The following is a 24,098-nucleotide window of genomic DNA, read 5'->3' as shown; positions in this document are numbered from 1 at the left end:
TAATGCCGAATTTCAGGTATTATGTAAACAATTGTCGGTGATATCACCAGCACTTACCGCTCTGTACGCACATGACGCAGAGAGCAGCAGGTGAATAATTTTGGGTGTGATGACGTCAGCGGGGGAATAGCGGGCTAAGAATCTGTTTTAAGTCTGCATCAGTCGCACAATTAAAACAGTTCTGAAACGGTGCGTTAAGATTCCCAGCCTGGTAATTCCGGCTCACTGTTTTAGTGCAGCGAACAGCGGACGACATACCAAACGCGCATATTATAGCACTGTTATCAGCAAATGCGTGGAAAACCTCATTTTCAGCCATTAAAAAAGCCGCTGTCCCTGCCAGCACTGCTCGCTAACCGGTTGTTGCGCCAGCGTATGCAGCCATGCCAGCCAGCTGACACGCGGGATCTCTTCAGCGCCCAACGATGCGGTATGGGGATTTAACACCTGACAATCAATCAGCTTGCCGCCATGCTGATGAAAATGCTGACTGAACACCAGCAGCGCGGTTTTGGAGGCATTTTCGCTGCGGCTGAACATCGATTCCCCGCAGAATATCTGGCCCAGCGCCATACCGTACATGCCACCAACCAGTTCATCGTCGCGCCAGACTTCAACCGACTGCGCATGCCCCATCTCAAACAGCTTTAACCAGGCGCGTTTTACTTCCGGGGTAATCCAGGTGCCTTCCTGACGGTCGCTGGCGCAGCCTTCAATCACTGCATAAAACGCCTGATTCAGCGTAACGCGATAGGGAGAGTGGCGATGAAAACGCTTCATGCTGCGGCTGAGATGAAACTGTTCGGGCAATAACACCGCTCGCGGATCCGGCGACCACCAGAGAATCGGATCGCCAGGCGAAAACCACGGGAAGATGCCGCGATGATAGGCATTGAGCAGGCGCGCAGGACTGAGATCGCCGCCCATCGCCAGCAGGCCATTCGGCTCGCGCAGCGCCATTTCCGGCGGCGGGAAATTAAGTGATTCGCGTGAGAGTTGGATCAGTCTCATGGTCTCTTTCATTCTCACTGGGCTACAAAGCTAAGACTATAGCGTAAAGCGTTGCTGAAAATGCCAGTATCGACCGCGTTTTGAGATTAATTCGACATGATTTCCCTGCTCAATCATCTGTCCCTGATCCATCACGCAGATGCGATCGAGCTGTTCCAGTCCCTGCAGGCGATGGGTCACCATAATCATGGTTTTATCGCGGCTCACCTGCCATAACAGTTCGAGGATCTGACGCTCGGTTTCCGCATCGAGGCCTTCAGTCGGCTCATCCAGCAACAGCAGATCGCCGTCGTGCAGCAGCGCGCGGGCAATACCGAGACGGCGCAGTTCGCCACCGGACAGCTGGCGACCGCCTTCACCCAGCCAGGCATTCAGCCCCTCTTCATGCTCCAGCAGCTTGCCGAGTCCAACCTGCAGTAATACTGCGCGCAGAGCGTCATCATCGCGCTGTGGCGAGGCCAGCAGCAGATTATCACGCAGCGTCTGGCTAAACAGGTGCACGCGCTGGCTGACCACGCTGGTCGCCGCGCGCAGCGAGGCTTCATCCCAGTCGCTCAATGCCCGGCCATTCAGCTGAACAGTGCCGCTCTGGGGATCCCAGGCGCGGGTCAGCAACTGAAGCAGGGTTGATTTACCACAACCGGTGCGGCCCAGCAGGGCAATCTTTTCCCCGCGCTTAACCGTCAGTGACAGCTTATCGATCGCCGGACTACTGGCCGCCGGATAACAAAAACTGACCTCGTGCAGTTCAAGGGCTGCGCCCGCGCCAGCCTTGATCGGCTGCGAATTAAACTTTACCGCCGCAGGCTGCTCGATAATCTGATTGACGCGTAACGCCGAGGCGACCACCTGACCGAGGTGCTGAAAAGCCGGGGCAACCGGCGCCAGCGCTTCGAAAGCGGCGAGAGTGCAGAAGACAAACAGCGCAATCAGCGCGCCAGGCTGGGCCGTCTCACCGACGCCTGCGGCACTCAGCCACAGCAGCAGGGTGACGGTGGCGCCGCTGATCAGTAGCATCAGCGCCTGTGACAGCCCCCCCAGGCTCGCCTGACGGCGTTGTGCCTGCTGCCATTGCTGCTCGGTATGATCCAGCTGCGCACGGAACGCCGCTGCGGCGCCATAAATTTTCAGCTCGGCGCAACCCTGCAGCCAGCTGGTCAGCTGCTGACGGTAGTCGCCACGCAGTCGGGTAATGGCTTCACCGGCCGGACGTCCGGCGCACCAGAATAATGGCGGCAACAGCAGCAGTGTCAGCAACATAATCAGTCCGAGAGTCAGGGCAAGCTGCATATCGACAAAACTCAGGGCGAAGGTGACCACCAGGATCACCATCAGGGCGCCGACCAGCGGTGAAATCACCCGCAGGTAGAGATGGTCGAGCGTGTCGACATCGGCGACCAGTCGGTTAAGCAATTCACCCTGACGAAAACGGGCGATACCAGCAGGGGAGAGCGGTAGCAGTTTACTGAAGGTGAATACCCGCAGATGTTGCAGCACGCGGAACGTCCCGTCGTGACTGACCAGACGCTCAAAATAGCGCGCGGCGGTACGCGAGATGGCTGCGCCGCGTACTCCGGCAGCGGGCAGCATATAGTTAAAACTGTACAGGCCAGCAAAACCCGCAAGGGAAGAGGCAGCTAAAAACCAGCCGGACAACGTCAGCAGGCCGATACTGGCCAGCAGCGTAATAATCGCCAGTATCACGCCGAGCGTCAGCAACAGAAAATGACGGCGGTAAAGTTTCAGAAACGGCAGAAGCGCTTTCATTATGCAATCTCTCCCTGGCGCTGCGCTAGCAGCTCGGCAAAAGGACCCGCTTGCGTCATCAGTTCAGCATGGCTGCCTTGCTGGATCAGCTGCCCCTCACGCATCACCCAGATTTCATCCCACTGTGCCAGCTGGTTTAACTGATGGGTGACCAGCAGCGTAGTTTGCTGATGGGACGCCTGCTCCAGCGCGCGCATCACATGTTGTTCGCTGTCGCTGTCGAGGCTGGCCGCCGGTTCATCCAGCAGCAGCAGTCTGGCCGGTTTCAGCAGCGCACGCGCCACCGCAATACGCTGCGCCTGGCCGACTGACAGACGAGCAGCCTGATCCCCCAGCTCGGTATCCAGTCCCTGCGGCAGGCGGGCTAAAAACTCATTGACTCCTGCCTGCTCCAGCGCATCGTTAAGCCTTGATTCCGCGATATTGTTATCCGACAGCAGGTTCTCGCGAATTGTGTTTGCCGGCAACTGCGGATGCTGTCCGACCCAGGCCAGCTGCTGTTGCCAGTTTTCGGCCTGCAGTTCGCGCAGTTCAATGCCGTTTACCGTCAGCGACCCCTGGTAGGGCAGAAAACCGGAGAGCAGATTCAGCAGCGAACTTTTGCCGGCGCCGCTCTGTCCCACCAGCGCCACACGCTGACCGGGGTGCAGGGTAAACGACAGCGGCCCGGCCAGTACTGTGCCGTCAGGCGCGGTGATCACCAGCTCCCCGGCCACCAGCGTCAGCGGCGCAGGGTTCTCCAGCAGGCGATCGCCCTGCGCGAGGGTGATTTCATCGCTGTGGCTGAGAAAGGTGTGCAATGCATCAGCAGCGCCAACCGCCTGCGCTTTGGCATGATAGAAGGTGCCGAGATCGCGCAGTGGCTGAAAGAACTCAGGCGCGAGGATCAGCACCAGGAAACCGGCAAACAGCGTGACGCCTGCGCTGTAATGACCAAAGTTCAGTTCGCCTAAATAGGAAAAACCAAAGTAAACCGCCACGATAGCAATCGACAGCGAAGCAAAAAACTCCAGTACTGCCGAGGAGAGAAACGCCAGGCGCAGTACTTCCATGGTGCGGCGACGGAAACTTTCGGAGGCGATGCGGATATTGTCGGTTTCCGCGCTGGCACGATGGAACAGGCGCAAGGTTTCCAGGCCGCGCAGGCGGTCAAGGAAATGGCCGCTCAGACGTGACAACGCAAGGAAGTTACGTCGGTTGGCATCAGCGGCCCCCATGCCGACCAGCGCCATAAACAGCGGGATCAGCGGCGCGGTGGCCAGCAGGATCACGCCCGCCGCCCAGTTAATCGGGAAAATGGCGATCAGAATAAAACAGGGGATCAGCACAGCCAGCGACATCTGTGGCAGATAGCGCGCATAGTAATCCTGCATATCCTCAATTTGTTCCAGCAGCAGGGTGGCCCAGCTGCCTGCCGGTTTACCCTGAATCCACGCCGGACCCAGCGCGTCGAGGCGGTCTAATACCGTTTTACGCAGCGTGTGGCGAATCGCCTGACCACAATAAAAACCGACACGTTCGCGCAACCAGCTAATCAGCGCGCGGGCGACAAAACAGCCCAGCAGCAGTATGAAATCAGCGATCAGCGCATTGCGCGGCAGTTGCCGGGCGATCAGGTCATCCAGCAACGAGGCCAGCAGCCAGGCTTGCGCAATAATCAGCAGTGCACTGGCAAGCCCAAGCAGAAAAGAGAGACGTAACCAACGGCGCGCATGCACACTCTGTTGCTTCAGCCAGTGGGTAAGTTGTTGTTGACGTGTCTTGTTCATCAGTTGCCGTTCTTGCAGAAAAACGAAACTGGCAGCCGTCTGGCAGCGCCATATGAATGACCCAACGATCAGTCGCTGGCAATGTTACATGGCGGAGAAAAAAAAGGCGACTGATGAGCAGTCGCCTTAAGAAAATTCGATCAGCTTTTTAACAACTTACTTATCGTTTTTAACTAAGCCGTCGAGATAACGTTCTGCGTCCAGCGCCGCCATACAGCCGGTACCGGCAGAGGTGATCGCCTGGCGATAAATATGATCCATCACATCACCGGCAGCAAATACACCCGGAATACTGGTCTGGGTAGCGTTGCCATGAATGCCGGACTGCACTTTGATATAGCCGTTTTCCAGCTCCAGCTGACCGTTGAAAATACCCGTGTTCGGACTGTGGCCGATGGCGACAAACAGACCGGCAACATCCAGCTGTTCGATCTCTTCGCTACCAGAAACAGCGCGCAGGCGCACGCCGGTGACACCCATCTGATCACCAACCACTTCTTCCAGTGTTCGGTCAGTGTGCAGCACGATATTGCCGTTGCGCACTTTTTCCATCAGCCGATCGATCAGGATCTTTTCAGCACGGAAGCTGTCACGACGATGAATCAGGTGCACTTCAGCGGCGATATTCGCCAGATAGAGCGCTTCTTCAACCGCAGTATTACCGCCGCCGATCACCGCGACTTTCTGCTGGCGATAGAAAAAGCCGTCACAAGTGGCGCAGGCAGAGACACCCTTGCCTTTAAACGCTTCCTCTGACTCCAGGCCGAGATAACGTGCTGATGCGCCGGTGGCGATAATCAGCGCATCGGCGGTGTACTCATCGCTGTCGCCAATCAGACGGAACGGACGCGTCTGCAGATCGACCGTGTGGATATGGTCAAAAATAATTTCGGTATTGAACTTCACCGCGTGTTCATGCATCCGTTCCATCAGCAACGGACCGGTTAACTCGCTGGGATCGCCAGGCCAGTTTTCAACGTCAGTGGTGGTGGTCAGCTGACCGCCTTTTTCCAGACCGGTAATCAGCACCGGGTTCAGGTTAGCGCGCGCCGCATACACCGCAGCGGTATAACCTGCCGGACCAGAGCCCAGAATTAATAATTTACTGTGTTTGGCCGTGCTCATGAGACCCTCATTTGTTAACTGGCAAACATGAGCTGGGATTGTAGGGAATTTAACGCCGCAAAAAAAGCGTTCTGCAATTTTGTTAGCAATCGGTGCAAGAGATTTTACCAATGGATCACCGTCACGCTGCTTTTTGCCGCAAAATTAGCGTTGAAAGGCGATGAACAAAGCAAAAATACCCATTAAAAAACAGTAACGCAGCTGACCTTTTGGCATGTTGTACTGATTTTGTGTGTTTTACTTTGACAATCAGCTGTGCTTTTGCGAAAACATTGTAGGAAGCAGAGGGTTTTCAGGCCAGCTCAGCAGGGTTTAATGCCATGCAGAGAGTATTTGGCCGCATAAACTCAGTCTGGCATTGGTCATGACGCATGGTGTGGACAGACAACATGCGTCATACAGATGGCGCTGAAAGGCAACAGACTCGATGTCTTCACTTCGAACAACCCTGGCACAGTGATGTTGTGCAGGGTGTGGCAGGCAAAGGGAAGGAATTAAGAGAGACAATAATAATGGTAGACAATAAAAAACGCCCCGGTAAAGATCTCGACAGAATTGACCGTAATATCCTGAATGAGTTGCAGAAGGATGGACGTATTTCTAACGTCGAGCTTTCCAAACGGGTTGGCTTATCACCAACGCCGTGTCTTGAGCGCGTTCGCCGTCTGGAACGTCAGGGTTTTATTCTTGGCTATACTGCGCAGCTGAACCCGCATTATCTTGATGCCTCACTGCTGGTTTTCGTTGAGATTACTCTGAATCGTGGCGCGCCCGATGTGTTTGAGCAATTTAACGCCGCAGTGCAAAAACTTGAGGAAACTCAAGAGTGTCACCTCGTTTCTGGCGATTTCGACTATCTGTTGAAAACGCGTGTGCCGGACATGTCAGCCTATCGCAAACTGCTGGGTGAAACCTTGCTGCGACTGCCTGGTGTGAACGATACGCGTACCTATGTGGTCATGGAAGAAGTGAAACAAAGTAACCGCTTAGTGATTAAAACGCGGTAACACAGGGCAGGTGCAAAACCTGATAGATTTCGGTACACTCCTGTGAATTCATACAGGTTCAGCGTCGGGCTTGCCCGGCGCTGTTGCCTTCTTATTTTACAGGCACCTGGAGAGTACTCTTGAGCCAGGAATATACAGAAGATAAAGAAGTTTCCCTGCAGCCGCTAAGTAGTGGACGTCGTCTGCTTGAAGCGCTGTTGATCATTGTTGCTCTTTTCGCCGTCTATTTGATGGTGGCTTTGCTGAGCTTCAATCCTTCCGATCCCAGCTGGTCACAGACCGCCTGGCACGAGCCGATTCATAATCTCGGCGGCGGTGTTGGTGCGTGGCTGGCCGACACGCTGTTGTTCATTTTTGGCGTGATGGCATACGCCATTCCTCCGGTGATCCTCGGTTTGTGCTGGATTACTTTCCGTCAGCGCGATCATCAGGATTACATCGACTACTTTGCGGTCGCCCTGCGTCTGATTGGCGTGCTGGCGCTGATTATTACTACCTGTGGTCTGGCGGCGATTAACGCTGACGATATCTGGTATTTTGCTTCCGGCGGCGTCATTGGCAGCCTGGTAAGTAACGCCATGGCGCCATATTTTAATGGCGCAGGCGGCACTTTAACCCTGCTGTGTCTCTGGGCGGCGGGCTTAACGCTGTATACCGGCTGGTCCTGGTTAACTATCGCCGAGAAAATCGGCGGCGCGGTGATGGGCGTGCTGACGTTTGCCAGCAACCGTTCGCGTCACGAAGATCAGTGGCGTGAAGAGGATGATGATGAGCATGACGCCGCGCCAGTGAAAGCACTGCCTCGCGATAATGATGAAGACGATGTGCTGTTGACCGCGCCGAATCACCTCAGTGATGCGCTGACGGATGACGAAGAGCAGGATCCCTTATTAGCGAAAGCGGCGGCAGCAACAACTGCGGCGCTGGCGGCCACAGCGGTTGCTGCGGAACGTAGCGCTGCGGCAGTCACTTCTCCGGCGACGCCGCCGGCGGCAGTCAGCCCGGCGGCAGCGCCTGCGCCTCAGCCTGAAGCACCACCGGTATACCGGTTTGAGATGCCGGAAGAGACCCCGACGCCATCGCAGCCGGTTCAGCAGGATGACGATGACGGTCCGCATATGGGCAACTGGCGCGATACGCCGTCGTCGGCCTCTTCGCCATTTGATTTCTCCACGCCGCAGCATGATCCGGGCGCTATCCCGGTCAATGCGCCGCAGGGTAACGGCTTGAGCGCTGCAGCCAAAACAGCGGCTGTCGCTGCGACAGCCGCGCCATTTATGCCGGGCTTTAGCGCCACCAGCGGTGACACTAATCCGCAGGTGAAGCAGGGGATTGGACCGGAACTGCCACGTCCGAACCCGGTTAAATTACCGACGCGACGTGAACTGGCCTCTTACGGCATTAAGCTGCCATCACAACGGATGGCGGAAGAAAAAGCTAAAGAGGACGATCTGCAGCAGGCGATGCCATCTTCAACCGCTACATTTGAGCAGGTTGATGAAGATGAACAGGCGCAGATGCAGGAGTCACAGTTACGCGAAGCCTTTATGACGCAACAACAGCAGCGTTATGGCGAGGAATTTGCGGCTGAACCAGACGATGAGGAAGCGCTGCAGCAGGCGATGCTGGCGCGTCAGTTTGCTGAGCAGCAACAGCAGCGCTATGAGCCGGAAGCAGAGCAAAAGTCCACCTTTACGCTGGATACGTCCAATGCATTCGACTTCTCACCAATGGATGACCTGGTGGATGATGGCCCGTCAGAGCCGCTGTTTACGCTCGATGCCAGCCATGAAGCGGAAGCTGCACCTTATCAGCCCGCGCCAGCGCCACAACCGGCCCCGCCTGTTCCGCAACAGCCAGCGGTGCAGCCTGTCGCCGCTGTGGTCAGGCCGCAACCACCGGCTGCTGACAGCCTGATCCACCCGTTCCTGATGCGACATGAGCAGCCGACGCATAAGCCATTGACGCCACTGCCGACGCTCGATCTGCTGACTTCACCGCCAGCAGAAGAAGAGCCGGTTGATATGTTTGCCCTTGAACAGACTGCCCGTCTGGTGGAAGCCCGTCTGGCGGATTACCGGGTAAAAGCGGAAGTGGTGGGTATCTCGCCGGGGCCGGTGATTACCCGCTACGAGCTGGATCTGGCGCCGGGGGTAAAAGCAGCGCGTATTTCCAACCTGTCACGCGACCTTGCCCGTTCACTGTCCGCAGTGGCGGTACGTGTGGTGGAAGTGATTCCGGGTAAACCTTATGTCGGTCTGGAACTGCCAAACAAGCATCGTCAGACCGTCTATCTGCGTGAAGTGCTGGACTGCGCTAAGTTCCGTGATAATCCATCGCCGCTCTCCATCGTGCTGGGTAAAGATATTGCCGGTCAGCCAGTGGTGGCCGATCTCGGTAAGATGCCGCATCTGCTGGTGGCTGGTACTACCGGTTCCGGCAAATCGGTTGGCGTCAACGCCATGATTATCAGCATGCTGTATAAAGCCACGCCGGAAGAAGTGCGCTTTATTATGATCGACCCGAAAATGCTTGAGCTGTCGGTATACGAAGGTATTCCGCATCTGCTGACCGAAGTGGTTACCGATATGAAAGATGCGGCCAATGCGCTGCGCTGGAGTGTGGGTGAAATGGAGCGTCGCTATAAGCTGATGTCGGCGCTTGGCGTACGTAATCTGGCTGGTTACAACGAGAAAATTGAGCAAGCTGCAGCGATGGGCCGTCCGATTCCCGATCCGTTCTGGAAACCGGGCGACAGCATGGAAACCACGCCGCCAGTGCTGGAAAAACTGCCTTATATCGTGGTGATGGTCGATGAGTTCGCCGATCTGATGATGGCAGTGGGTAAAAAGGTCGAAGAGCTGATTGCGCGTCTGGCGCAAAAAGCGCGAGCGGCGGGGATCCACCTGGTGCTGGCTACCCAGCGTCCATCGGTGGATGTGATTACTGGTCTGATTAAGGCCAATATCCCGACGCGCATCGCCTTTACCGTATCGAGTAAAATCGACTCGCGCACTATCCTTGATCAGGCCGGTGCGGAATCACTGCTGGGGATGGGTGACATGCTGTATATGGCGCCTAACTCCTCAGTGCCGATCCGTGTGCATGGCGCCTTTGTGCGTGATGAAGAGGTGCATGCGGTAGTGCAGGACTGGAAAGCGCGTGGACGTCCGCAATATATCGACAGCATCACTGCCGGTGAAGAGAGCGAAGGTGGCGGTCTGGGACTGGATGGCGATGAAGAGCTGGATCCACTGTTCGACCAGGCGGTGGCGTTTATCGTCGATAAGCGACGCGCCTCGATCTCCGGTGTGCAGCGTCAGTTCCGCATTGGCTACAACCGTGCGGCGCGTATTATTGAACAGATGGAAGCGCAGGGCATTGTCTCGTCGCCTGGTCATAACGGTAACCGTGAGGTGCTGGCGCCGCCGTCGCATGAGATGTAATAAACTGCCGGTTTTGTTGTCCTAATCCCCGGGAGCCGCTGACGGCTCCCCTACACAGGTTCTGCGTAGGGGCGGCGTTCTCGCCGCCCGTGCGGATGGTTTCCCCGATACGTAATAACGGAATTGATTAATGAAAAAATTATTACTCTCTTGCTGCCTGATGACTGCGCTGACTTCAGCGGGTGCAATGGCTGATGCGTCCGGTGATTTGCAGCAGCGTCTGGATAAAGTGAAAAGTTTTCATGCCAGCTTTACCCAGAAAGTGACCGATGCAACCGGCTCCTCCGTACAGGATGGTGAGGGTGAACTTTGGGTGCAGCGTCCAAACCTGTTTAACTGGCATATGACTGCACCGGACGAAAGCGTGCTGATCTCCGATGGCAAAACCCTGTGGTTCTATAACCCGTTTGTCGAGCAGGTCAGCGCCAGCTGGCTGAAAGATGCCACCAGCAATACGCCATTTATGCTGATTGCGCGTAACCAGTCCAGCGACTGGCAGCAGTACAATATTAAGCAGAAGGGCGATACCTTTGAGCTGACGCCAAAAAGCGCCGCCGGTAATCTGAAGCAGTTCACCATTAACGTTTCAGCGAATGGCACTATTAATCAGTTCAGTGCCATTGAGCAGGACGACCAGCGCAGCGCCTATACCCTGAAAAGTCAGCAAAATGGGGCGATCAGCGCCGACAAATTTACATTTACACCGCCTCAGGGTGTGACGGTTGACGATCAGCGTCAGTGAGGTCTGAGTGAGTAATCTGTCTCTGGATTTTTCCCATAACGAGTTCCAGCCGCTGGCCGCGCGGATGCGGCCTGCCACGCTGGCGCAATATATTGGTCAGCAACATCTGCTGGCGGCGGGAAAACCGTTGCCGCGGGCGATTGAGGCCGGTCATCTGCACTCGATGATTTTATGGGGACCGCCGGGGACAGGTAAAACCACGCTGGCGGAAATTATTGGTCACTACGGTAATGCTGATGTGGAGCGTATTTCAGCCGTGACATCCGGGGTGAAAGAGATCCGCGAAGCGATTGAGCGCGCGCGTCAGAATCGTAACGCCGGCCGCCGCACTATTCTGTTTGTCGATGAGGTGCATCGCTTTAATAAAAGCCAGCAGGATGCTTTCCTGCCGCATATTGAAGACGGCACTATCACTTTTATTGGCGCCACCACCGAAAACCCCTCGTTTGAGCTTAATTCCGCACTGCTGTCGCGTGCACGCGTCTATCTGCTGAAGTCGCTGACCACCGATGATATTGCGCAGGTGCTGGATCAGGCGATGAATGATGATCAGCGTGGCTATGGCCAGCAAAATATCGTGCTGCCTGATAACACCCGCAATATGATCGCTGAACTGGTCAATGGCGATGCGCGTCGCGCCCTGAATACCCTTGAGATGATGGCCGATATGGCCGAAACCAACGCCCAGGGTAAACGCGAGCTGACGCCGCAGTTATTGAATGAAGTTTCCGGCGAGCGCAGCGCCCGTTTCGACAATAAAGGCGATCGCTATTACGATTTGATCTCAGCGCTGCATAAATCGGTACGCGGCTCCGCGCCCGATGCGGCGCTCTACTGGTATGCGCGCATTATTACCGCCGGTGGTGACCCGCTGTACGTGGCGCGCCGTTTGCTGGCGATTGCCTCCGAAGATATCGGCAATGCTGATCCGCGTGGCATGCAGGTGGCGATTGCCGCCTGGGACTGCTTTACCCGCGTCGGCCCGGCGGAAGGTGAACGCGCCATTGCGCAGGCGATAGTCTATCTGGCCTGTGCGCCGAAAAGTAATGCGGTCTATAACGCGTTTAAGGCTGCGATGCGTGATGCGCGCGAGAATCCTGACTATGATGTACCGGAACATTTGCGTAACGCCCCGACCAAACTGATGAAAGAGATGGGACTGGGCGCCGGGTATCGCTATGCCCATGATGAAGCCAATGCCTACGCTGCCGGTGAGAACTATTTCCCGCAACAAATGGCACAAACACGCTATTATCAGCCCACTTCCCGTGGTCTTGAAGGCAAAATTGCTGAAAAGCTCGCCTGGTTGACTGAACAGGATCAAAATAGCCCGACAAAACGCTACCGCTAATTCAGACGTTGCGGTAAGGTTAGTAATGATTTCAACGCATTCGCCTTAGCTGCGGGTGCGTCCGTCCAATAATTCACTCACTCACTATAAGCACAGGATAAGCATGCTCGATCCCAATCTGCTGCGTAACGAGCCAGACGCAGTCGCTGAAAAACTGGCACGCCGGGGATTTACCCTGGATGTGGACCGGCTGCGCGCCTTAGAAGAGCGTCGCAAAGTCTTGCAGGTCGAAACTGAAACTTTGCAGGCTGAGCGTAACTCCCGATCCAAATCCATCGGTCAGGCTAAAGCGCGTGGGGAAGATATCGAGCCGTTGCGTCAGGAAGTTAACGTTCTTGGCGAACGCCTGGCAGCGGCCAGCGCTGAGCTGGATGCACTGCAAAATCAGATCCGCGATTACGCGCTGACCATGCCAAACCTGCCAGCGGACGAAGTTCCACTGGGTAAAGATGAGACTGAAAACCAGGAGATCAGCCGCTGGGGTGAACCGCGTCAGTTCGATTTCCCGGTGCGCGACCATGTTGATCTGGGTGAGCTGGCGCAGGGGCTGGATTTTGCGGCGGGCGCTAAGCTGACCGGTTCCCGTTTTGTAGTGATGAAAGGGCAGATTGCCCATCTGCATCGCGCACTAAGCCAGTTTATGCTCGACCTGCATACTGAACAACATGGCTATCAGGAAACGGTGGTGCCTTATCTGGTAAACCACGCGTCTCTGTATGGCACCGGTCAGCTGCCGAAGTTTGGCGAAGATCTGTTCCATACCCGTCCGCTGGAAGAAGAAGCCGAAAGCAGCAGCTATGCGCTGATCCCGACTTCGGAAGTACCACTGACTAACCTGGTGCGTGATGAGATTCTGGAAGAGGAATCTCTGCCAATCAAGCTGACCGCCCATACGCCATGTTTCCGCTCCGAAGCGGGATCTTATGGCCGTGATACCCGTGGTCTGATCCGTCAGCATCAGTTCGATAAAGTTGAGATGGTGCATATTGTCCGCCCGGAAGAGTCCATGCAGGCACTGGAAGAACTGGCAGGTCATGCTGAGAAAGTGTTGCAGCTGCTGAATCTGCCATACCGTAAAGTGTTGCTGTGTAGCGGCGATATGGGCTTTGGCGCGACCAAGACTTACGATCTGGAAGTCTGGTTGCCAGCGCAGAACACCTACCGTGAAATCTCATCCTGCTCCAATATGTGGGATTTCCAGGCGCGCCGCATGCAAGCACGCTGCCGCAGCAAAACTGAGAAGAAAACCCGTCTGGTGCATACTTTGAACGGTTCCGGTCTGGCGGTTGGTCGTGCGCTGGTTGCGGTACTGGAAAACTATCAGCAGGCTGATGGTCGTATTCAGGTGCCGGAAGTGTTGCGTCCTTATATGCGCGGGCTGGAATTTATCGGCTGATACTTGCGGGCGGCGAGAACGCCGCCCCTGCATAGACCGTAGATGCGTTGGCCGCACCTGCTCACCCCGGTCACATTGTTATCTATGCTCCGGGGGATTCGCGGGCTTGCCGCCTTCCTGCAGCCCGAATTATTTCGGCTATCCTTTATCAGTCTCAACAAAAACCGTCGGTAAACACCGGCGGTTTTTTTTCGTTTTTAGCGCCGGATATCCAGTAAAAAAAATCATGGATCATCGGGCGGTTAATATTTCTAAATATGATTAAAATCATAGTGATAAGCAGGTTGTGAGCCGTAGCACATTCGGCGCTAAGCTGTTGTAGATAAAAAAATTAAATCGGACGCTGGCAAATCGTGCGGCGGTCGAATTTTGCGCGTTGACATTAAAATTGGTAATGGCAATATGCGCGCAAAATCTCTCGGTTATTTTGGCACTTGCCCCTATGTCCACCTGGTCTCGCCCTGTCATTTTGCTGCTCTGCGGCTTATTGTTATTGACGGTTTCTATTGCCGTGCTCAATACCTTAGTTCCTCTCTGGTTAACGCACGATCGATTGCCTACCTGGCAGGTGGGGCTGGTCAGCTCATCATATTTTACCGGTAATCTGCTGGGTACGCTTGGCGCAGGCTGGCTGATTAAACGTCTCGGCTTTAATTATACTTACTATCTGGCGACGCTGGTGTTTGCGCTGGCCACCGTCTGGCTGGGGATGAGCAGTGGATTTTTCGCCTGGAGCCTCGGACGTTTCGCTGCCGGTATGGGCTGCGCGCTGATTTGGGTGGTGGTTGAGAGCGCACTGATGCGCAGCGGCACCGTGCGTAATCGTGGGCAGCTGCTGGCCGCCTATATGATGGTTTACTACCTGGGCACCGTTATCGGGCAACTGCTGGTCAGTAAAGTTTCTACCGAGCTGATGAGCGTGCTGCCATGGGTCACTGCGACAGTGATGGCCGGGATCCTGCCGCTGGTGTTTGCCAAAGTTACCGCACAGGACGAGGATGAAGAGGCGGCGCCTGGCCATATGTGGCCAATGCTGCGTCGTCGTAATGCACGTCTCGGTATTCACGGCTGTATTATCTCTGGCGTGGTGCTGGGCTCATTATATGGTCTGATGCCACTGTATCTTTCCCATCAGGGAATGAGTGATGCATCGGTCGGCTACTGGATGGCGCTGCTGGTGAGTGCCGGTATTGTCGGACAGTGGCCGGTCGGACGTCTTGCCGACCGCTTTGGCCGTCTGCTGGTGTTGCGAGTGCAGGTGTTTGTAATGATCGTTGGTGCCATCGCCATGCTTAGCGATGCGGCCATGGCGCCAGCGCTGTTTGTGCTGGGCTGTGCCGGTTTTACACTCTATCCGGTGGCGATGTCCTGGGCCTGTGAAACTGTTTCGCATCATGAGTTAGTGGCGATGAATCAGGCGCTGCTGCTGAGCTACACCATAGGTAGTCTGGCGGGTCCGAGTATGACTTCACTGCTGATGCAGCACTACTCCGATAATTTGCTGTTTGTGATGATTGCGGTGGTGGCGCTGGTCTATCTGGTGATGCTGTTGCGTAAAGCCGATCAGCACGCCACGCCAATTGCCCATGCCTGATCCCTCCTGATTTTCAAAGCAGTAAACTGAAATCAACCCTCTGTCACCACAGTGGGTTTTTTGTTTAAATCTTAGCAACCCGCTAAAGGGTGTTATATTATCCAGTGGTAAAAAGCCGTGGAGATAAGAGAAAACAATGAAACCTAAATGGCCGCAGATTGAAGATTTCAATGTTTTTTTGACGGTGATTAGAAATAATAGTTTTTCCGGCGCTGCGGTGGAGTTAGGCCTGTCGAATGCTTACATTACTAAACGGATTGGCATTCTTGAAGATGTCCTGCAAGTGAAACTCTTCTATCGCAACACGCGTGACATAAAATTAACTACCGCAGGTGAGGTGACGAAACATCAGGCCGAACAGTTGCTAAGAACCGCGCGAGGGGTGATTGAAAAAGTTCAGGATGTAAAAAATGACGTCACAGGAAGCCTGCATATCTGCAGTTCTTTTGGTTTCGGAAAAAATCACCTTACCCGCCCACTATCCCTGTTCGCCAAAAGTAACCCTAAGTTAAAAATAAAATTCACTCTAACTGATATCAAACTGGATTTGGTTAAAGAGGGGGTTGATCTTGAAATTATGGTGGGTGATGCATTTAATGATCGCTACTATGCCAGGCGCATCGCCGATAATAAAAGAGTTCTTTGCGCATCACCTGATTATTTTGACAACAACGATATCCCCAACGTTCCGGAGGATCTTTCATCACACAGCTGCCTGTTTCTACAGGAAAAAGGGGAGCCATTTGGTGTGTGGCAGATGAAAAATGATGATAGGTTTGCAACGATCAGGGTGAGTGGCGATTTATCGTCTAATAATGGTGAAGTGATTATGCAGTGGGCGCTGGATGGTCATGGGATTGCATTCAGGAGTCAGTGGGATGCCAGAAAATATATTGAATCGGGGCAATTAATCCAGATTCTGCCTGATTATTACCAGCAGGCATCAGTCTGGGCGATTTATCCGCAGAAATTAGACGATTCAATAAAGACCAGGAAATGTGTTGAGTTTCTGGACGAATATTTTCGACATATCCATTTCTAAGTAGCCGCGAAGTGCGACTGCATAAGGCTATTACGGTTGATGTGCCGCCTGTTTATATTAAAATCTGCGAAAATGGCTAAGTGACTTTTTGCCATGGGTTTTCAGCGAAGTATTTATCTTCAAACTGAAGGATCTTATCTTTAAATGATAGCGTCAATCCAATTGCATCCAGTCCATTTACCAGCATGTCCTTTTTTAAATCATCAACGCTGAAGTTAAAGCTGGCATTTGCAGCATTTATAATCTGATTCTCAAGATCAATTGCGATGATATTGCTGTCGCCCGCAGAGACTCTGTCAGCGAGAGCTTTTAACTCAACCTCATTGAGGCAGAGGGTTAATACGCCATTGCGCAGGCAGTTATCATTGAAAATACCCGCAAAGGAGGTGCCAATCAGCGCACGGATGCCCAGCTGCTTCATCCCCCACACGGCGTGTTCGCGACTGGAGCCGCAGCCAAAATTCGGACCGACAATCAGGAATTTAGCCCCTCGACACTGCGGTGTATTCAGAATAAATTCCGGATTTTCACTGCCATCACGGTTAAAACGTAAGTCATAAAACAGCCCCTTATCCAGTCCCTGTCTGTCGATGCCCTTCAGGAATTGTTTAGGCATAATGACATCGGTGTCGATATTTGCCGCCATCATCGGCGCAGCGATGCCTGAAATTGATGTAAAAGGTTCCATTATTAAACTCCGGTACAAACTCTGACGTCGGTTAAGTGGCCGGCGACAGCTGAAGCCGCCACCATTGCCGGGCTCATAAGATGCGTACGGGAACCGGCGCCTTGTCTTCCGGCAAAATTGCGATTAGTGCTGGAAGCGCAGCGATCACCCGGTAAAAGTACATCCTCATTCATCGCCAGGCACATTGAGCAACCGGATTGTCGCCATTCAAATCCTGCATCAATAAAGATTTGCGCGAGTCCTTCCTGTTCCGCTTTCTCTCTCACCAGCGTAGAGCCAGGAACAATCATGCCCCTGACATGGGAAGCGACTTTCTTGCCGGCAACCACTTTGGCAACTTCACGCAAATCTTCGATTCGGCTGTTGGTACAGGATCCAATAAAAGCGTGAGAAATCTTAATTTCAGTAAAAGGCGTGCCAGGTTGCAGATCCATATATCTGAGCGCGGTAATGGTGGCTTTCTTTTTCTGCTCATCGCTGATTTGCGCCGGGTCCGGGATGCAGTCATTGATCGGTCCAGCCTGGTCCGGGCTGATTCCCCAGGTCACATAGGGTTCCAGCTCAGAAGAATCGATATAAATTTCTTTATCGAATTTTGCACCGGTATCGGTTTTTAACTGCCGCCAGCTATTAACTGCCTTTCGCCACATTTCCCCTTTAGGGGCGCGTGGGGTATTTTTCAGATAAGCGAAAACTTTGTCATCAGGCGCCATAAAAGCACCACGCGCCCCGGCTTCAACGGCCATATTACAAATGGTCATACGCGCTTCAACACTCAAATTATCGATAACACTGCCACAAAATTCGATGGCGTAACCTGTGGCGCCATCTGCGCCAATGCGGGCAATTAACGCCATAATTACATCTTTAGAGGCAACACCCAGGCCGAGGGTGCCTTCCAGAGTGACGCGCATATTCTTTAATTTTTTATATACCAGCGTCTGAGTTGCCAGCAGGTGCTCAATTTCTGAGGTGCCAATACCGAAACCCAAAGCCCCCAGCGCGCCATAGGTGGTGGTGTGACTGTCACCGGCCGCGATGACCATCCCCGGCATTGCCAGTCCTTGTTCATGGGCAACAACATGTTCAATACCCTGGCGTTTATCCATCACATCAAATAGCTCAATGGCGAAATATTGACTATTTTCACGGAAAAAGTTTACCTGTAAGGATCCTCCCGGATCGGTCATATTTTGATCGCGGACAGGCCGGGTAGGGTTTACATGATCCACATTCAACAGAATCGACTTTGGATTCCATACTGAGCGTTTATTTTCCCGCAGTCCATTGAATGCCTGGGGGCTGGTATATTCATTCAGGATAGAGCGATCAATATATAAAAGAACATTGCCTTCATTATCGAATTTTTTAACGGTGTGGGAATCAATATGCTTATCATAAAGTGTTCTACTGGCGCTCATACTTATACCTGCATTGCTCACTGGTGAAGTTGATAGCAGTATAATCATTGTGGTAATCATGACTATCCATTGCGGCGGTCAGGCGATGAGAAACACTTTTTACAAAGCGTAAAATGGTGACTGATCGTAATTAAATCAATAACTTCAGGCATCGACCTCGGTTTTATGGCGGGATGCTGGAACAACGACCGGCCTTATCAGGACTGGTCGTTTTTTTCGTTACGGCTTAACAGAGATTAATCTTCAACTGGCTGGGTGCAGCGCCGGACCAGTTTGAACGCGGCTTTTATATCCCAGATGCTTTCACCTTTGCCCACCGCCAGCGCAAACAGCAGGCCACCGACAATTGAGAATGTACCCAGTACTACCCATGACAGCGTCATATCTGTGCCTCCTCCCAGATGTTTGAGATAGCCCGCAATAATCGGGCCGCCAAACTGGCCGATAAAGTTGCTGCAACCTCCGACAAACGCGACGGCGGGAACGGCTTTACTGGTTGGCAGGATTTCGGTTAAGCGGACATAAACCAGCGGCACCATCATTTTCATGGTCAGCCCAACGAACATAAACAGGGCGATCTGCAGGTAGTAATAGTGCAGAGGAACGAAAGCTGCGGCGGCCAGCGCAATGCCGGTCAGCACGGTTGGTATGGCCGCATGCAGTCGTCTCTCCTGATTGTATCTATCCGAGCGACGGGTGATATACCAAATTCCCACCATGGTCATCAGAAATGGCACGCCAGTGATGGCGCCGACGGTGAATTCGCTTAGTGTGCCGTAGTTTTTCAGCGCAGTAGGCAACCAGAGCGTAAAGCCGTAGGCGAGCATACTGTGCAATGAATATCCCGTCAGCATTAACCACAGGGCAGGGATTTTGAGAATTGTCCACCAGGGATCGGAAGCCTGCTTAATATGGCCTGCCTGTTCGGCTTGTAGTTCGCGCTGGATCACCCCGCGGTGTTCTGCTGTCAGCCATCTTGCCGACGCCAGGTTTTTAGGGATCATCACAAACCAGAGCAGACAAAATAGCCAGGCGGGCGCGCCCTCGATAATCATCATCATCCGCCAGTCGTGGTGCGCCAGAATCCAGCCGGAGATCGGCCCGGCGAGAAATGCGCCTGCACCGAGGCTGAGGTTCCAGATGCCAAATGCGCGGCCGCGTTCTTGTTTGATAAACCACTGTGCCAGAAACATCGCGGTTGCGGCCTGAATGGGTCCTTCCGACAGCCCCAGTAACATGCGCACCGCCACCAGCTCATAGAAGTTGCTTGCCAGGCCAGTTGCCATCGCACAACCACCGAACAGGAACAGGCTGATACCGATAATTCTGCGCGAGCCAAACCTTAGCGCCAGAAAACCGGCAGTAAATTGCGTCACGACGTAGCCCCAGGCAAATGCTCCGCCAAGCCAGCCAGCTTCTAATGGGGTTAAATTCAGTTCAGCAACAATATGTGGTAATGCCATGCCAATATTGACACGATCAAAAAAGGAGATAGTGTACATAATAAAAACGGCGGGTAATATAATGGTCCAGCGTGATTTTCCAATTGTTGTTTCACTATTTACAGGATGTTCACTCATGGTAACTTCCTTCTGGATGCTCTAATTATCAGGGTAGGTTTATTACAGAAGTACAGGAAATGTTATCGGTATTATTTTTTATAAACATCTTATCTTATACCGACTATTTGCAGGTGAAGGTCAGGGTTCAGGCGCCAACGACAGTGTTGGTTAAGCGGCCGATGGATTCTATTTCAACCTCAATAACATCACCTTTTTTAAGATAGAGTGGCGGCGTGCGCGAATGACCTACGCCCCCTGGTGAACCGGTTAATATGACATCCCCCGGCGATAACTGCGTAAAGGTACTTATGTAGCTAATCAGCTCGCTTACCGGATGGATCATTTGCGAAGTATTTTCATTCTGGACAATTTCCCCATTTAGCAGGGTTTTGATATTCAGGTTTTGCGGGTCGCCAGTTTCATCTGGCGTGACCAGCCAGGGGCCAAACCCACCGGTTTTGCTCCAGTTTTTTCCGGCGGTGAACCAGGTATACTGCCAGTCTCTTACCGAACCATCCATATAGCAGGAGTAACCCGCAATATGGTTACAGGCGTCTTCTGCACTGATATTAAGACCTGCTTTACCGATAATCAGAACCAGCTCCCCCTCATAATCCAGCTGTTCGGTAAATGAAGGTTTAACAATCTCATTAAGATGAGCGGTCTGAGAGTCAGAAAAACGGATAAATATTGTAGGCGCCGTGGTGCTTGCACCGAACTCCTCTCTTTTGGCCTGATAATTCATGCCGACGCAGAGGATTTTCCCGGGGTTTTCAATTACCGGTAAGTAAATTATTTCATCCGCGCGAAAATCAACAGGCGCAGATAAATATTGCCGGGCGGCGGCAACACCTTTTACCCGAATAAAATTCTTAAGGTCCGGCGTATCCAGCCCGGTCTTATTACGCAGGTCGATAATCCCTTTTTCAGTGATAATTCCATAGCTTTTAACGCCGTCAGGCTTTATATAACTTAACAGTTTCATATAAATGGCTCCAGAACCCCCTCCTGCAATAATGGCAAAAGGGGAATGAGTTAAAAATGCCAAACAGGTATCAGATCAGTTTTTATTCGGCCAGCTCGCGCATCACTGTAATCAGGTCGGATTTGCCTTCGAAACCAATGCCCGGTAATTCAGGCATAATAATGTGCCCGTCTTCGACTTTCACTGAGTCAGGGAATCCGCCATACGGCTGGAACAGATCCGGGTAGCTTTCGTTACCCCCGAGGCCAAGGCCGGCAGCGATATTCAGTGACATCTGGTGGCCACCGTGGGGCACACAGCGAGACGGGGACCAGCCAAACTGTGCCAGCACATCCAGCGTGCGCAGGTACTCAACCAGACCATACGAAAGCGCGCAGTCAAACTGCAGATAATCACGGTCAGGACGCATGCCGCCATAGCGCAGAAGGTTTCGCGCATCCTGATGGGAGAAGAGGTTTTCGCCGGTGGCCATTGACCCCGGATAGAATTCAGAGAGAGCAGCCTGAAGTGAGTAGTCCAGAGGATCGCCGACTTCTTCATACCAGAACAGCGGATAGTCGCGCAGCATTTTGGCGTAGGCAATGCCGGTTTCCAGATCAAAGCGGCCATTTGCATCAACCGCCAGACGCGCTTCGCTGCCGATTTCATCCAGCACCGCTTCAATGCGGCGGCGGTCTTCCTCCAGTGATGCGCCACCAATCTTCATTTTAACCACGTTATAACCGCGATTCAGATAGCCACGCATTTCCTGGCGCAACGCCCCCAGATCTTTGCCCGGATAGTAATAGCCGCCTGCGGCATAAACAAAGACACGCGGATTCGCTTCCCTGCCTTTTAGCTCAGCCAGCAGGCGGAACAGCGGTTTACGGGCAATTTTGGCGGTGGCGTCCCAGATAGCCATATCCAGCGTACCGACCGCTACTGAGCGTTCACCGTGTCCACCAGGCTTCTCGTTTGACATCATCGCACTCCAGATACGATGTGGGTCGAGGTTATCGCCTTTATCATTCAGCAACGAGCCATCTTCTGCCTGCAAAATACGATCGCGGAAACGCTCCCGAATCAGGCCGCCCTGACCGTAGCGTCCGTTAGAATTAAAGCCGTAGCCAACGACACGGCGGCCTTCAACTTCAACATCAGTGACGACGGCCACCAGGCTGGCGGTCATTTTGCTGAAGTCGATATACGCATTTCTAATTGGCGAGGCGATAGGTTTGGTGATTTCAACAACATCAATAATACGCATTTTTACACTCCGAACATTATTCTCATTAGGGAACCGAGATAACCATGCCGCTGATCCGTCGGGCGCTATGCAAAAAAAAGAGTTATGCCGTTTGGTACGCGGATTTCCTGTTGGTTCTCAGTAACAAAGCGATTCTTGCCTTGTTAAATGCCATAATATGCGCTTAAATTTTCCTCTTCTAATGCGAATTGAGTTGTCTGTAATGCAAAATCGGCATCACCTGGAGCTAACCTGGCTTGAGGACTGCGTTGCACTGGCAGAAACGCTAAGTTTCTCGAAGGCATCAGCATCTCGTTATGTGACACAGCCAGCATTCAGCCGGCGAATTCGCTCGCTGGAAGAGTGGATTGGCACGCCGCTTTTTGAGCGAAATCGGCGAGGCGTACATCTGACAAGGGCCGGGGAAGTTTTCAGCCAGCAGGCCCCCGATTTGATCCGGGCGCTCTATTCGCTGAGAAGCGAAACCATGGATGTTTCAGGTAATTTGCAGCCGGATGTGATTTTTTCGGCTACCCATGCGCTCTCATTTTCATTTTTCCCTAATCTGCTGAGGACTCATGAAAAAATCGTCAGAATGGGTTCATTTCGTCTTTTATCGGATACGCTGCGCGCCTGTGAAAGATCCCTTATTCAGGGAGAAGCGCAGTTTTTGCTCTGTCATTATCATCCCCATATGCATTTGCTGCTGGATCAGAACAAGTTTCTTAGCGTGAAGCTGGGTACGGACTGGCTTACCCCCTACAGCAAGGTTGCGCCTGAAAGCAGACTACCAGTGTGGCGCGTCGGCGATAAAAAGAAATTCCCTTATCTATCATTCAGCAATGAATCTGGTCTGGGGAGGATTATCTCGAATACTGCTGCAATAAATCATGTTAAGCGCGGGATGGATGTGGCGTTTATCTCGGATCTGGCCGCCACGTTGCTGGCGATGGTAAGAACGGGGGAGGGCGTCGCGTGGCTGCCTCAGACGCTGGCGGAAGAGGATGTTAAAAGCGGGGCAATCTGCGTTGCGGCAGATCCAAAGGCGAATCTCAGTATCCCGGTGGAAATCCGTCTGTACCGGCCGGCGAACAGGATGTCTAAGGCTGTTGAGGCGTTATGGCAGGTTTTTGTGGCGGGGCAGCTAAGGTAAACCGCTGAGGGGCGGGATAATTCCCGCCCGCCATGAATTAATACATTACTTTATGACCATAGCCTTCGAGAATATGTTTGACCCGATCCATGGTGTCAGCTTTCGGCGGTTTAACCCCTTCCAGCTTGTACTCTTCGCCCATCGCAATCCATTTATGTTTGCCCAGCTCATGGTAGGGCAGCAGCTCAATTTTCTCGACGTTGCCCATCTCGCGGGTGAACTCGCCTAGTTTATGCGCTGAATCATCATCATCGGAATAGCCGGGCACTACCACATAGCGGATCCAGGTGCGGATGCCGCGCTTCGCCAGATAACGCGCAAAGTCCAGCGTACGGTGATTCGAGACGCCAACCAGATTCTGATGGATATCATCATTCATCTGTTTCAGATCCAGCATCACTAAATCTGTGACATCCAGCAGCTCATCAATCACCGGGTCGTAGCGACGCACAAAACCATTAGTATCAAGGCAGGTGTGGATACCTTCGGCATGGCAGGCGCGGAACCAGTCACGCACAAACTCCGCCTGCAGAATCGCTTCGCCGCCAGAAGCGGTCACGCCACCGCCGGAAGCGTTCATAAAGTGACGGTAGGAGACCACGTCGGCCATCAGTTCTTCAACTGTGATCTGTTTACCGCCGTGAGTGTCCCAGGTGTCGCGGTTATGACAGTAGAGGCAGCGCATCAGGCAGCCCTGGAAAAAGGTGATAAAACGGATGCCGGGACCGTCAACGGTTCCGCAGGACTCGAAAGAGTGGATACGTCCGATAGCTGACATTGCGATGAGTTCTCCATGGTAAACCTGCTATTTGCA

18 protein-coding genes are annotated in these 24,098 nt (G+C 53.2%); 8 read left to right on the top strand and 10 right to left on the bottom strand.

Features of this window, described 5'->3' with window-relative positions; translation table 11 throughout:
- Positions 1–318 precede the first annotated feature (318 nt).
- The 4 genes from aat to trxB all read right to left on the bottom strand — a co-directional run bounded on the left by aat (position 319) and on the right by trxB (position 5,672).
- A complete protein-coding gene (gene aat, locus N5923_RS23905) occupies positions 319–1,011 on the bottom strand; it encodes a leucyl/phenylalanyl-tRNA--protein transferase (RefSeq protein ID WP_267144262.1) in 693 nt (230 codons plus the stop codon).
- A gap of 36 nt (positions 1,012–1,047) precedes the next feature.
- Complete coding sequence (gene cydC / locus N5923_RS23900; RefSeq protein ID WP_267144263.1) at positions 1,048–2,778, bottom strand: heme ABC transporter ATP-binding protein/permease CydC; 1,731 nt, start codon at positions 2,776–2,778, stop codon at positions 1,048–1,050.
- Complete coding sequence (cydD, locus tag N5923_RS23895; RefSeq protein WP_267144264.1) at positions 2,778–4,547, bottom strand: heme ABC transporter permease/ATP-binding protein CydD; 1,770 nt, start codon at positions 4,545–4,547, stop codon at positions 2,778–2,780. The genes cydC and cydD overlap by 1 nt, the downstream gene beginning before the upstream one ends.
- Before the next feature lie 156 nt (positions 4,548–4,703).
- Positions 4,704–5,672, bottom strand: coding sequence for a thioredoxin-disulfide reductase (trxB, locus tag N5923_RS23890; RefSeq protein WP_267144265.1), 969 nt, complete (start codon positions 5,670–5,672; stop codon positions 4,704–4,706).
- Positions 5,673–6,184: 512 nt separating this feature from the next.
- Here trxB and lrp point away from each other — a divergent pair.
- From lrp to N5923_RS23855, 7 genes are all read left to right on the top strand, one after another.
- Entirely contained in the window at positions 6,185–6,679 is a 495-nt protein-coding gene (gene lrp, locus N5923_RS23885; protein ID WP_006118610.1) for a leucine-responsive transcriptional regulator Lrp, read from the top strand.
- 119 nt (positions 6,680–6,798) lie between these two features.
- The gene (locus N5923_RS23880) at positions 6,799–10,125 is read left to right on the top strand and encodes a DNA translocase FtsK 4TM domain-containing protein (protein ID WP_267144266.1); all 3,327 of its coding nucleotides are present in this window, start codon (positions 6,799–6,801) and stop codon (positions 10,123–10,125) included.
- A gap of 130 nt (positions 10,126–10,255) precedes the next feature.
- A complete protein-coding gene (gene lolA, locus N5923_RS23875; protein WP_267144267.1) occupies positions 10,256–10,867 on the top strand; it encodes an outer membrane lipoprotein chaperone LolA in 612 nt (203 codons plus the stop codon).
- A 7-nt stretch (positions 10,868–10,874) separates the two neighbouring features.
- The gene (locus tag N5923_RS23870; RefSeq protein ID WP_267144268.1) at positions 10,875–12,218 is read left to right on the top strand and encodes a replication-associated recombination protein A; all 1,344 of its coding nucleotides are present in this window, start codon (positions 10,875–10,877) and stop codon (positions 12,216–12,218) included.
- A 103-nt stretch (positions 12,219–12,321) separates the two neighbouring features.
- On the top strand, positions 12,322–13,614 hold the full coding sequence (gene serS, locus N5923_RS23865) for a serine--tRNA ligase (RefSeq protein WP_267144269.1): 1,293 nt from the start codon (positions 12,322–12,324) through the stop codon (positions 13,612–13,614).
- A 442-nt stretch (positions 13,615–14,056) separates the two neighbouring features.
- Positions 14,057–15,208, top strand: coding sequence for an MFS transporter (locus tag N5923_RS23860; RefSeq protein WP_267144270.1), 1,152 nt, complete (start codon positions 14,057–14,059; stop codon positions 15,206–15,208).
- A 136-nt stretch (positions 15,209–15,344) separates the two neighbouring features.
- Positions 15,345–16,250 carry a LysR family transcriptional regulator gene (locus N5923_RS23855; protein ID WP_267144271.1) on the top strand — a complete coding sequence of 302 codons (906 nt, stop codon included), beginning with the start codon at positions 15,345–15,347 and terminating at the stop codon, positions 16,248–16,250.
- Between the two features lie 76 nt (positions 16,251–16,326).
- On the opposite strand, the gene leuD is transcribed toward N5923_RS23855, so the two are convergent.
- From leuD to N5923_RS23830, 5 genes are all read right to left on the bottom strand, one after another.
- On the bottom strand, positions 16,327–16,938 hold the full coding sequence (leuD, locus tag N5923_RS23850; RefSeq protein WP_267144272.1) for a 3-isopropylmalate dehydratase small subunit: 612 nt from the start codon (positions 16,936–16,938) through the stop codon (positions 16,327–16,329).
- Positions 16,939–16,940: 2 nt separating this feature from the next.
- A complete protein-coding gene (gene leuC / locus N5923_RS23845) occupies positions 16,941–18,359 on the bottom strand; it encodes a 3-isopropylmalate dehydratase large subunit (RefSeq protein ID WP_267144658.1) in 1,419 nt (472 codons plus the stop codon).
- A gap of 236 nt (positions 18,360–18,595) precedes the next feature.
- Positions 18,596–19,939: an MFS transporter gene (locus N5923_RS23840; protein WP_267144273.1), complete on the bottom strand. Its 1,344-nt coding sequence runs from the start codon at positions 19,937–19,939 to the stop codon at positions 18,596–18,598.
- Between the two features lie 127 nt (positions 19,940–20,066).
- Positions 20,067–20,906 carry a fumarylacetoacetate hydrolase family protein gene (locus tag N5923_RS23835; RefSeq protein ID WP_267144274.1) on the bottom strand — a complete coding sequence of 280 codons (840 nt, stop codon included), beginning with the start codon at positions 20,904–20,906 and terminating at the stop codon, positions 20,067–20,069.
- An 82-nt stretch (positions 20,907–20,988) separates the two neighbouring features.
- Positions 20,989–22,152, bottom strand: coding sequence for a mandelate racemase/muconate lactonizing enzyme family protein (locus N5923_RS23830; protein ID WP_267144275.1), 1,164 nt, complete (start codon positions 22,150–22,152; stop codon positions 20,989–20,991).
- 202 nt (positions 22,153–22,354) lie between these two features.
- Between N5923_RS23830 and N5923_RS23825 the strand changes: the two genes are divergently transcribed.
- On the top strand, positions 22,355–23,284 hold the full coding sequence (locus N5923_RS23825) for a LysR family transcriptional regulator (protein ID WP_267144276.1): 930 nt from the start codon (positions 22,355–22,357) through the stop codon (positions 23,282–23,284).
- A 37-nt stretch (positions 23,285–23,321) separates the two neighbouring features.
- On the opposite strand, the gene pflA is transcribed toward N5923_RS23825, so the two are convergent.
- On the bottom strand, positions 23,322–24,062 hold the full coding sequence (gene pflA / locus N5923_RS23820; protein ID WP_267144277.1) for a pyruvate formate lyase 1-activating protein: 741 nt from the start codon (positions 24,060–24,062) through the stop codon (positions 23,322–23,324).
- Positions 24,063–24,098: the final 36 nt, after the last annotated feature.

It is taken from the genome of Winslowiella arboricola (assembly GCF_025527015.1).
GTDB classification, from domain to species: Bacteria; Pseudomonadota; Gammaproteobacteria; order Enterobacterales; family Enterobacteriaceae; genus Erwinia; species Erwinia arboricola.
This window is presented reverse-complemented; position numbering and strand designations above follow the sequence as displayed.

Excerpts from the sequence above, each read along its gene's own strand:
- aat (WP_267144262.1), bottom strand. The coding sequence starts at position 1,011 with ATGAGACTGATCCAACTCTCACGCGAATCACTTAATTTCCCGCCGCCG.
- cydC (WP_267144263.1), bottom strand. The coding sequence starts at position 2,778 with ATGAAAGCGCTTCTGCCGTTTCTGAAACTTTACCGCCGTCATTTTCTG.
- cydD (WP_267144264.1), bottom strand. The coding sequence starts at position 4,547 with ATGAACAAGACACGTCAACAACAACTTACCCACTGGCTGAAGCAACAG.
- trxB (WP_267144265.1), bottom strand. The coding sequence starts at position 5,672 with ATGAGCACGGCCAAACACAGTAAATTATTAATTCTGGGCTCTGGTCCG.
- lrp (WP_006118610.1), top strand. The coding sequence starts at position 6,185 with ATGGTAGACAATAAAAAACGCCCCGGTAAAGATCTCGACAGAATTGAC.
- lolA (WP_267144267.1), top strand. The coding sequence starts at position 10,256 with ATGAAAAAATTATTACTCTCTTGCTGCCTGATGACTGCGCTGACTTCA.
- serS (WP_267144269.1), top strand. The coding sequence starts at position 12,322 with ATGCTCGATCCCAATCTGCTGCGTAACGAGCCAGACGCAGTCGCTGAA.
- N5923_RS23860 (WP_267144270.1), top strand. The coding sequence starts at position 14,057 with ATGTCCACCTGGTCTCGCCCTGTCATTTTGCTGCTCTGCGGCTTATTG.
- N5923_RS23855 (WP_267144271.1), top strand. The coding sequence starts at position 15,345 with ATGAAACCTAAATGGCCGCAGATTGAAGATTTCAATGTTTTTTTGACG.
- leuD (WP_267144272.1), bottom strand. The coding sequence starts at position 16,938 with ATGGAACCTTTTACATCAATTTCAGGCATCGCTGCGCCGATGATGGCG.
- leuC (WP_267144658.1), bottom strand. The coding sequence starts at position 18,359 with ATGAGCGCCAGTAGAACACTTTATGATAAGCATATTGATTCCCACACC.
- N5923_RS23840 (WP_267144273.1), bottom strand. The coding sequence starts at position 19,939 with ATGAGTGAACATCCTGTAAATAGTGAAACAACAATTGGAAAATCACGC.
- N5923_RS23835 (WP_267144274.1), bottom strand. The coding sequence starts at position 20,906 with ATGAAACTGTTAAGTTATATAAAGCCTGACGGCGTTAAAAGCTATGGA.
- N5923_RS23830 (WP_267144275.1), bottom strand. The coding sequence starts at position 22,152 with ATGCGTATTATTGATGTTGTTGAAATCACCAAACCTATCGCCTCGCCA.
- N5923_RS23825 (WP_267144276.1), top strand. The coding sequence starts at position 22,355 with ATGCAAAATCGGCATCACCTGGAGCTAACCTGGCTTGAGGACTGCGTT.
- pflA (WP_267144277.1), bottom strand. The coding sequence starts at position 24,062 with ATGTCAGCTATCGGACGTATCCACTCTTTCGAGTCCTGCGGAACCGTT.